Raw genomic sequence first — 9,699 nt, forward strand, 5'->3', positions numbered from 1 at the left:
GGCGGCACGCGGATTGGCGGCGGCCACGCCACCGCCAATCCGCGTGCCGCCAGCGTCGTCGCGTACTGCGGGAGCAGCTCGGCAGCCCCGGGGGAAGCGCCCTCCGACGCCGCGAACGCCTCGTAGGACGGCACCGTTCCCGTGACGATCCCCAGGTTCGCCGTGCCGGAGGCCGACAGTTCCCGCAGGGACGCCTCTATCGTCGCGAGGTGGTCGTCGTGCGAGGGGTATTCGTCCGTCAGGTCGGGGTACGCCGCCACCAGCTCCGTCTGTTCCGCCGCCGGCCAGTGCAGTACCGCCACGGGGAACGGGCGGGACAGCGCCTCCCTGAACGCGCCCAGTTCCGCGCGCAGACGGAAGATCTCCGCCCGCAGCTCCGCCGGGTTGTCCGAGCCCAGGGACCAGACCCGCTTGGGGTCGTGGAGCTCGTCCAGCGACACCGGCGACGAGTGGGACGAGTGGGAGGCGTGGACGGTGTCGGCCAGGGTGTCCCAGTCGTCGTGGGCGACGCCCAGCATCCGGCGTACGCGGTGGCGGCCGTAGAGGAGCGGGTGGGTCGAGTACGGGGGTTCCTGCGTGTCCGGGATCAGCAGGCGGGCCGCCTCCGTGAACGTCTCCTGGGCCGCCTCCAACTCGTCGTGCGACTCCAGGGACTCCGCGACGATCACCCACGGCGCCGGGTCGCGCGGGCGGGCCGCGCGGACGCCGTCGATGATCGCGCGGGCCTCCGCCTCGTGGCCGTACTCCCACAGGTTCGACGCCTTGAGGGCGCGTACGAGCTGCGGGTTCTCCAGGGCGGCGGGGGACTGGAGCAGGCGGTCGTACAGGGCTGACGCGGCGGGGCGGTCGCCGGCCAGTTCGAGGTGGGCCGAGGCCTGTACGAGCAGGTGCTCGGCGTCCTCGGGGTAGAGGCCGGCGGTCCGCTCCAGGCGGGCCGCTTCGGCGATGTGGTCGACGTTTTCCGGAGGCGTGTCGGGGCGCATGGGATCACCGTACTGCCGACGCCCGGCAATGCGGAGGGGCGGTCATGAGGGCGATCTCCAAGGGATCTCCAATGGGGTGCCCGAGGGGTGCCCGAGGGGGTGTTCGACGAGTGCCCGAGGGGTGTCCGAAGGGTGACAACCCCTCGGACACGCCCATGGGCGACTCAGCTCGCACCCCGCCTCAGATGGTCACCCCGTCCACCTGCAACGTCTGCACCGCGCCCCCCGCGAACGGCACCGCCACCGTCTTGCCGCTCAGGAACCGGTCCGAGCGGGCCGTGTAGAGGTCACCGCCGCCGCCCGTCACCGTGTTCCAGCGCGGGACCACACCGCCCGAGCCGCCCGTCACCGTGCTGAAGGCCGAGAGGTTGAAGGTCAGCGTCTGGGCCGAGGACGACGTGTTCAGCGCCACGATCACCAGGCGCTTCGCGCTCGCGTCGTACGCCGCCACCGCGTTGGCCACGCCCGTGTCGAGGATCGTCATGCCGGGGCGGATGTGCCGGCTGAACTGGGCCATCACGTAGTGCTTGGTCGTGACGGTCGTCGGCTGGAGCGTGCCCGGGTCGTAGCCGATCATCCCCCAGCCCTGTGTCGGGTCCATGACCTGCCAGTACACCCAGGCCGTGGGGTGCAGCCAGCGGAAGTCGGAGAGCAGGTTCGAGGCCAGGGTCAGACCGGTGCCGTCCTTGTCGCCCGTCTCCGAGTTCCACAGCTTCTTGCCGGACGTCGTCACCACGTCTGTGTAGAGGAGGTCGCGGCGGCCTCCCGAACCCTGGTAGCCGTGTACGTTCACCTGGCTCACCAGGGCCTTCGTCGATGAATTGAAGGCGGCCCAGGTCGAGCGGGCCGTGTCGTAGTTGGTCTCGTCCGAGGCCGAGATCCTGATCCCCGTCAGGCCCCGCTTGTCCAACTCGCTTCTCAGGTGCGGGAGTACGGCGGACTGGACCGACGCGTCCACGTGGCAGCCCTCCTGCGTACCGGTGTTGGTCCACCAGTTCGCCGAGGGCTCGTTGAACGGGTCAACGGTCGCGAAGTTCACACCCCAGTTGTTCTTGGCGCGCAGGGCCACGGCCGCCAGATGCGAGGCGTGCTGGCGGTAGTTCCAGGTCTGGAGGTTGTTGCCGCCGCCCGAGGCGCCCGACGGGTTGTGGTTCGAACACATCCACCACATAGGGGAGTTGGCGAACAGCTCGGTGGTCGCACCGCGCGCCGCCGCCTTCGTCAGCATCGCCCGCTGCTTCGCGTCCGCCGACCAGTTCCAGGCCGAGGACGCGGGGTCCTCGTTGTTCCAGTCCTGCCAGTAGCCCTCGATCTGCTTGAACGCCGGTATGTTCGCCGACGCCACCATTTTCTCGCCGCCCACGCTGTTCCAGCTCGACCCGCCGAGGTTGTAGCGGGCGATGTTCAGTCCGAGGCCGGGCAGTGAAGTCCCCTTGTACGTCACCGACTTGGTGGTGAAGAAGAGGTCCGCGAAGTCGTCCCGGTCGCCGAACACATTCGCCCACCAGGCGAGCGAGGTGCCCCAGCCTTCCCAAGTCCCGTACTTCGTACCGGGGTTGATGGTGATGGTCGAGTCTGCCCGCGCGGTGCCTGCCGCCAGGGCGCTGCCGAGTGCGGCGCCTCCTGCCGCGGCCAGCAGCGATCTGCGTCGGATCATGGGATCTCCGTCCGGATTTGACCTGCTCTGTTCGCCTCTGTTCGTTCCATCAGGAAGCATCGGGTGTGGTGGGGGAGGTTGTCGATAGTTATTGCACCCCTTTTTAGAACCACTGGACAAAGGTGGCTCACGGGGACGGACGGACAGGAAGCGGGAGCGCCGGGCGGCGGGCCTGGTGACTTCGCGAGGTCTGCCCTATCGTGCGGCCGACCCATGTGGGGGCGGGGAGGAGGCATACGCATGCGGGCTCGGCCTCCAGCGGCTCCCGTAGTAAGGCACCGCACGCACCGCACGCACCGCACGCACCGCACGCACCGCACGCACCGCACGCACCGCACGCACCGCACGCACCAAACCCTCCGCCGGCGCGCCCTCCGTCGCCGCCTCCTGTGGACCTGCGGCGAACTCCTCGTCACCCTCGGCACGGTCCTCGCGCTCCTCGTCGTCCACCAGCTCTGGTGGACCAACCGCGAGGCCGAGCAGGGCGCCCGTCGGGAGGTACGGGCACTGGAGAGGGAGTGGGGCAACTCCGCGGGTCCGGCGGCTCCGGCGAACCCGGAGGACGCTTCCGGGCCCGGCGACTCCGCGCCCCTGACCGGCTCCGCCGGCTCCGCCCGCACTCACCGCGGCGGCACCGGCTCGAACACGCCCGGTCGGTCCCAGGCGTACGCCGTCCTCGGCATCCCCTCGCTCGGTCTCCGCGTCCCCGTCGCCGAGGGCGTCGGCAAGGCGGCCGTACTCAACAAGGGGTACGTCGGTCACTACCCCGGCACTCAGCAGCCGGGCCAGGCCGGTAACTTCGCCGTCGCCGGGCACCGCAACACCCACGGCGAACCCTTCCGGTACATCAACCGGCTGCGGCGCGGGGACACCGTCCGGGTCGAGACGGCCGACGCGGTGTACTCGTACACCGTCGACCGGACACTCCCTCGGACCTCCGCCCGCGACGACGGCGTGATCAGGGCCGTCCCCCGCTCCACCGTCAGGCCGGGCTACGGCTATCGCGCCCCGGGCCACTACCTCACCCTCACCACCTGCACCCCGGAGTACACCTCCCGCTACCGGCTGGTCGTCTGGGGCGTGCTCACGTCGGTACGGGCCCGCTGAGCCGAGCCCGGCGCCACGCCGCGTCGGGCGGCACGTTTCGGACGTCCTGCGTGGGTGTCCTGTGGCGGACATCCCGTATCGGGCATCCTGTATAAACGAACAGCAGCGCGGACTGTCAGCAGACAGTCGCAAGGCAGGCCGCGAGACGGTCACAAGACGGTCGTACGACAGTCGTACGAGAGGAGGCGTGGGCATGATCCGGAGCTGGAGTCCGGTCCGGATGGACGCACGTGCCGCCGCCGCGCTGTTCCTGCTCCTCATCGAGGTCGCGCTGCTCGACGCCGGCAGCCTCACCGCCGCCGTCGCCCTCGCGGCGACCGCGGCAGCCGCGGCCGGGTCCGCGTTCGCCGCCTGCTCGCTCATCGCCTCACGCTGCGCGCCCGCAGTGCCGCCCACCCGGGTCCGTACGGCCATCCGCGACCGCGCCCGCCGTACGGCCTTCCTGTCGCAACGGGACCCCGACGCCCGCGGCCGTACCCGCCCCCGCGCCCCGGGACTCGCCCTCCCGACGACCACCGCGTAGGGCACACAGCACCCGTCCGCACAGGGGTTCGATCGCACTCGAACCCGACCGCACATGTGCTCCCACGCGGGTCGTCACGCCGGATCTCCCCTCATTCCTGATTCCCGGCACGACGAGACCCCTCGGAGGGCTCTTCCATGTTCAGCTTCCTGTCCGCCTTCATGTCCGCTTTCGCGAGCCTGGTCGAACATCTCGCCGATCTGCTCCAGCCCCTCTTCCACGCGTCCTCGGCGGCCGTCGCGATCATCGTGTTCACCGCGCTCGTACGACTCCTCGTGCACCCCCTGTCCCGGGCCGCGGCGCGTGGCCAGCGGGCGCGCGCCGTGTTGCAGCCGAGGGTCGCCGAGCTGCGGAAACGGCATGCGAAGGACCCGAAGAAGCTCCAGCAGGCGATCATGGCGCTGCACGCCGAGGAGAAGGTCTCGCCGCTGTCCGGATGCCTCCCGAGTCTGTTCCAGCTCCCCGCGTTCTTCCTGCTCTACCACCTCTTCTCCAACCGGGAGATCGGCGGCCGGACCAACGGTCTCCTCACCCACCGGCTGTTCGCCGCGCCGCTCGGCGGGCGGTGGGCCGACGCGCTCGGCGGGGACGGGCTCCTCGGGGCCGCCGGGCTCGTCTACCTCGGGCTGTTCGTGCTGGTCGGAGCCGTCGCCACCTTCAATTACCGGCGGATGAAGCTGGTGATGGCGGCCAGCCCGATGACGGTGACCACCGGAGACGGTGAGCCGTTGCCCGGGCTCGCGTCCGCCGCGAAGTTCGCGCCCTTCATGTCCTTCCTCACGCTGTTCTCGGTTGCCGTGATGCCACTGGCCGCCGCGCTCTACATGGTGACCAGCACCACCTGGAGCGCCGTCGAGCGGGCGGCGCTCTACCGCTGGCAGCTCGCGCCGGGGGCAGGGGCCGCGGTGGCCGCAGGGGCGGAGGCCTCGGGGTCGGGGTCCGCCGGGTCCGCCGCCCGGTCCACTACGTGAACGGGTATTGCGGACAGGCCGCCGACCTTGGACGATCGAGACGATCGATCAGTCCTCCGATGAATATCGATGAATGGCCGGCGAATACCGGTGAGTGTCGGCGGAGGACGCGACCGGGAACGTAAGCGAGAGAGAGAACGATCATGAAGCTGCTGCGAGTCGGTACGGCAGGGTCGGAGCGGCCCGCGCTGCTCGACGCCGAGGGAAACCTGCGCGACCTGTCGGGGATCGTCCCGGACATCGACGGAGCCCTGCTCGCCGACGACGCGGCCCTCGACCGGATCCGGTCCGCCGCCGACGCCGGTGAGCTGCCCGTACTCGACGCGACCGGACTGCGCGTCGGTCCGCCGCTGGCCCGCGTCGGCAAGATCGTGTGTGTCGGGCTCAACTACCACGACCACGCCCGCGAGACGGGCCTGGAGCCTCCCGCCGAGCCGGTGCTCTTCTTCAAGGCCGCGGACACGGTCGTCGGGCCGTACGACACGGTGCTCGTGCCGCGCAAGTCCGAGCAGACCGACTGGGAGGTCGAACTCGCGGTAGTCATCGGACGTACGGCCCGTTACCTCGACTCGCACGAGGAGGCGCTCGCGCATGTCGCGGGGTACGCGATCTCGCACGACGTCTCCGAGCGCCACTTCCAGTTGGAGCGGGGCGGCACCTGGGACAAGGGGAAGAACTGCGAGACGTTCAACCCGCTCGGCCCCTGGCTGGTGACCGCGGACGAGGTGCCGGACCCGCAGCAGCTCGGGCTGCGGCTGTGGGTGAACGGCGACCTGAAGCAGAACGGGACGACCGCCGAGCAGATCTTCGGGGTCGCCGAAGTCGTGCGGTACGTCAGCCAGTTCATGACCTTGTACCCGGGTGATGTCATCAACACGGGTACGCCGGCCGGGGTTGCGCTGGGTGAGCCCGACCCCAAGCCGTTCCTTCGGGCCGGGGATGTTGTCGAGGTGGAGATCGATGGCCTCGGCAGGCAGCGTCAGGAGTTCAAGGACGCGTAGCCGCTCCGCTGGGGGCTGGATATTCGGCTGCGGGTCAGTGGGGGCTGGTCGCGCGGTTCCCCGCGCCCCTATGAGTGGGCCGCGTCCCTCATAGGGGCCGCGGCCCTGTCGGGGGCCCCGTCCGCCACCGACCTGATCAGTTCCCTCAGCCTTGTCACGTACAACCGCATGTTCTTCTGGGCCACGTCCGTGTCCGGGTAGCGGGCGGCGAACTGGAGGCCCTCGTGGAGGCGGGTGACCCAGGCGCACACCTGGTCGCCGTACGAGACGCGGATCAGCCCGTACGCCTTCAGGTCGGCCCAGCGTTCCGAGCCCGCGATGCCCCGGGTGTCGACGAAGGAGACGATCGAGTACAGGTCCGGTGAGGTGGGCCGGAAGTCGGAGCCCAGGAGCTTCAGCACCCGGGCGATGGGCATCCTCGACAGGGGGCGTTTCGCCCGCAGCGCGGTGCGGACCAGGTCCAGCGCGCCGTCGAAGTCCGACACCTGGCCCACCGGGATCTCCAGCGGCGCGCCGCCCACGTACCAGCCCACCGAGTCCGACCACTCCGACCTGGCCCGGGTGTGGAACGGCACGACCGTGCGGTACACCTGCTGGCCGCTGATCTCGCGCACGATGAGGGCGGTGGCCGCGAGGATACCGATCATGCTGCCGCCGTACGGACGGCAGTACGCCTCGAAGGCCGCCGCGTCCGCGTCGTCGGTGAGCCACTCCCGCATCAACTTCTGCGTGGGGAGCGGTCCTTCGGGGTCGAGGCCGAGGTCGACGGGGAAGTTCGGCAGCTTTCCGTCGCAGCGGGCGATGAACTCCCGCCACTGGGCGACGATCGAGTGGGTCTCGTCGATCCCGTCGGCGTGCGTACGCTCGCTCGCGCAGAAGTCGACGTAACTGGCGACCGGCGCCGTGTCGACCGTCCCGCCGTCGAGGCCGGCCGTGTAGAGCTGGTGGATCTCGTCGACGATACGGAAGATCGAGTACGAGTCCACGTTGGTGTGGTCGAACGCCATGCAGACGCTGGTGCAGTCGTCCCTGACGACCGCCGTGTAGATGAAGTTCGGCCAGGTCAACGCGTCCGCCGCGATGTCGAACCGATCCTGCAGATAGCGCGCGAGCACCGCCCCGTCCCGGAAGTCACCGACGTCCTCGCGGTGCAGGACGACGGCCTCGGGGGCGAGTGTGAAGCGCCGCAGTTCGTCGCTGGGAGCGGATGCGGGAGGGGTGTGGGTGCCGGGCGCGGTGTCGGGAGAGGCGGGCGGGGCATCCGCCCAGCGGAAACCGCTGCGCAGCGTCTCGTGCCGCAGTGTCCAGGTCCGCAACGCGCCCTGGAGGACGTCGAGATCGACCTGCCCGGGGATGTCGAAGGCCGTACCGAGCCACGTCGGCACGAACAGGCCGTCCTCACGCACTGTTCGCGCGGTGCGAACGTGTGCCTCCTGTACGTAGGCGGGTGGACGGGTGTCCTCCGGCAGTTCGGCGACGCTCTCGACGGTCGTCGGATGCAGGGTCCAGGTCACGAGCCGTCCGGGCCGGATCTCGCAACGGTGGATATCGGTCAATCGCACGGGACTTCTCCGTTCGCATGCGTGTCACCGGGCTCCTGGATCCCGCCCGATGACACGTGCAGACCAACGACCGGATGCGTCCGAAGGAAACGCCACAGCGCAAACGCCATGGCTGAAACGCCATACCCAGAGGGGGCTTCAGGCGGCCTCAGGCGGCTTCCGGCAGCCTCACGGCTTCAGCAGGGCGGCCAGCCGGCGCCAGCCGTCGCGGGGGAGGACGTCCCTGGGTCCGCCCTCGACGACCTGGAGGGTGACATGGTCCGCGCCCGCCGTGTGGAAGGCGTCGATCCGCTCGCGGATGCGGTCCTCGTCGCCCCACGCGAACACCGCGTCGACGAGACGGTCGCTGCCGCCGTCCTCGATGTCGTCCTCGGTGAAGCCGATGCGCAGGAAGTTGTTCGTGTAGTTCGGCATGGTCAGATAGATGGCGAGGGCGCCGCGTGCGATCGTGCGGGCCCGGTCCGGGTCCGTCTCCAGGACGACCTTCAACTCCGGTGCCAGCAGCGGGGATTCGCCCAGCGTCGCGCGGGCCTGCGCGGTGTGCTCGGGGGTCACGAGGTACGGGTGCGAGCCGACGGCGCGGTCCCGCGAGAGCCCGAGCATCTTCGGGCCGAGCGCGGCCAGCACCCGGCGTTCGGCGGGCAGCCCGGCCGCGTCCAGGACGTCCAGGTATTCGACCATCGAGGCGTACGGGCGACGGTACCGTTCCGCCTGCCCGGCGTGGCTCACCCCGAGGCCGAGCAGGAAGCGGCCGGGGTGGGCCGCCTCCAACTCCGCGTAGGCGGACGCCGCTTCGGTCGCCTCACGCTGCCAGATGCTCTGGATGCCGGTCGCCACCACGAGCCGTGAGGTCGCCGCGATGAGCGGAACGGCGTGCCGTACCTCCGGGCTGCCGCCCAACCAGACGGCACCGAAGCCCAGTTCCTCCAGTTCGGCGGCGGCCTCGGCCCGCTCGGTGACCCCCTCGGGGGCCTCCGAACGCAGCCCGAAACTCCAGATGCCGTACCGCCCGACGGTGTTCTTCAACGAGCCGACCCGCGAGGCGCTGACGCCGGTGCTGACCTGGTTCATGGGTTCCGTGTCCCTCCATTGCCGCCGCTACTGACCAGCTGAAACGGAGGGTGCCTCAGGATAATTCCCGTCACGCCCGACGTACGTCGCTCACATCTTGAGGTGGATCTCCAGGGCCTCCACCACCAGCCGGTGGTCCTGGAGCTGGGGCAGCCCCGACACCGTCACCGCCCCGATCACCCCGACGCCCTCGACCGTGATCGGGAACGAGCCGCCGTGGGCCGCGTACCTGTCGAGGTCGAGGCGCGAGCTGTCCTCGAACGTCGTGCCCTTGGCGCGGAAACGGGCGCCCACGAGATAGGAGGGGGCGCCGTAGCGCTCCACCACCCGGCGCTTGCGGTCGATCCAGGCGTCGTTGTCGGGGGTCGAGCCGGCCAGGGCGGCGTGGAAGAGCTGCTGACCGGCCCGGTGGATGTCGATCGCCACCGGCGCCTGCCGCTCCCGCGCCAGCTCCACCAGCAGCGAACCCAGCGCCCACGCGTCCTCGTTATCGAACTGGCGGAACACCAAGTGCCGTTGCTCCGCTTCGAGTTCCTCGACGCTCGGGGTGAGTTCGGGCGCGATGCGCGGCCCGAGCGAGGGCTGTCCGCCCGTCTTGTGCCCGCTGGTCCTCTGACTGGTCATCGCAGGGTCACCGTCACCTTCTCGTTCGCGGAACGCCGGGCCGCCTCCAGTACGTCGAGGGCGGCTGCCGCCTCCAGCGCGGTCACCGGGTTGGGGCCGCCGTCGCGCAGGGCCGCGGCGATCGCAGAGTAGTACTTCTCGTACGCCCCCGGAAGCGTCGGTTCCGGCCGCCCGCCCCCGGTGAGCGGGGACTCCCCGGC

The 9,699-nt window shown here is 70.3% G+C and carries 10 protein-coding genes; 4 read left to right on the plus strand and 6 right to left on the minus strand.

What is annotated here, in order from left to right; genetic code table 11:
* Both AOK08_RS08395 and AOK08_RS08400 read right to left on the minus strand, forming a co-directional pair.
* Nucleotides 1-983 (minus strand): hypothetical protein (locus AOK08_RS08395; RefSeq protein WP_055524830.1); only part of this gene is annotated, 983 nt, incomplete at its 3' end.
* Nucleotides 984-1,164: 181 nt separating this feature from the next.
* Complete coding sequence (locus AOK08_RS08400) at nucleotides 1,165-2,640, minus strand: glycoside hydrolase (RefSeq protein WP_055524831.1); 1,476 nt, start codon at nucleotides 2,638-2,640, stop codon at nucleotides 1,165-1,167.
* 240 nt (nucleotides 2,641-2,880) lie between these two features.
* Between AOK08_RS08400 and AOK08_RS08405 the strand changes: the two genes are divergently transcribed.
* From AOK08_RS08405 to AOK08_RS08420, 4 genes are all read left to right on the plus strand, one after another.
* On the plus strand, nucleotides 2,881-3,747 hold the full coding sequence (locus AOK08_RS08405; protein WP_079053905.1) for a class E sortase: 867 nt from the start codon (nucleotides 2,881-2,883) through the stop codon (nucleotides 3,745-3,747).
* A gap of 193 nt (nucleotides 3,748-3,940) precedes the next feature.
* Nucleotides 3,941-4,270 (plus strand): DUF6412 domain-containing protein, encoded by a 330-nt coding sequence (locus tag AOK08_RS08410; RefSeq protein ID WP_055524832.1) that lies wholly within the window; start codon nucleotides 3,941-3,943, stop codon nucleotides 4,268-4,270.
* A 161-nt stretch (nucleotides 4,271-4,431) separates the two neighbouring features.
* A complete protein-coding gene (locus tag AOK08_RS08415; protein ID WP_055524838.1) occupies nucleotides 4,432-5,241 on the plus strand; it encodes a YidC/Oxa1 family membrane protein insertase in 810 nt (269 codons plus the stop codon).
* 143 nt (nucleotides 5,242-5,384) lie between these two features.
* Nucleotides 5,385-6,242 (plus strand): fumarylacetoacetate hydrolase family protein, encoded by an 858-nt coding sequence (locus tag AOK08_RS08420; protein ID WP_055524833.1) that lies wholly within the window; start codon nucleotides 5,385-5,387, stop codon nucleotides 6,240-6,242.
* 68 nt (nucleotides 6,243-6,310) lie between these two features.
* On the opposite strand, the gene AOK08_RS08425 is transcribed toward AOK08_RS08420, so the two are convergent.
* The 4 genes from AOK08_RS08425 to AOK08_RS08440 all read right to left on the minus strand — a co-directional run.
* Nucleotides 6,311-7,804 (minus strand): condensation domain-containing protein, encoded by a 1,494-nt coding sequence (locus AOK08_RS08425; protein WP_198539183.1) that lies wholly within the window; start codon nucleotides 7,802-7,804, stop codon nucleotides 6,311-6,313.
* 168 nt (nucleotides 7,805-7,972) lie between these two features.
* Nucleotides 7,973-8,875: an LLM class F420-dependent oxidoreductase gene (locus AOK08_RS08430; RefSeq protein ID WP_055524835.1), complete on the minus strand. Its 903-nt coding sequence runs from the start codon at nucleotides 8,873-8,875 to the stop codon at nucleotides 7,973-7,975.
* A gap of 90 nt (nucleotides 8,876-8,965) precedes the next feature.
* Nucleotides 8,966-9,499 carry a heme-degrading domain-containing protein gene (locus AOK08_RS08435; RefSeq protein WP_055524836.1) on the minus strand — a complete coding sequence of 178 codons (534 nt, stop codon included), beginning with the start codon at nucleotides 9,497-9,499 and terminating at the stop codon, nucleotides 8,966-8,968.
* Nucleotides 9,496-9,699 (minus strand): Gfo/Idh/MocA family oxidoreductase (locus tag AOK08_RS08440; protein ID WP_241826870.1); only part of this gene is annotated, 204 nt, incomplete at its 5' end. The genes AOK08_RS08435 and AOK08_RS08440, both read right to left, overlap by 4 nt.

The sequence above is a fragment of the Streptomyces graminilatus genome, from assembly GCF_001418565.1.
Classification (GTDB): domain Bacteria; phylum Actinomycetota; class Actinomycetes; order Streptomycetales; family Streptomycetaceae; genus Streptomyces; species Streptomyces graminilatus.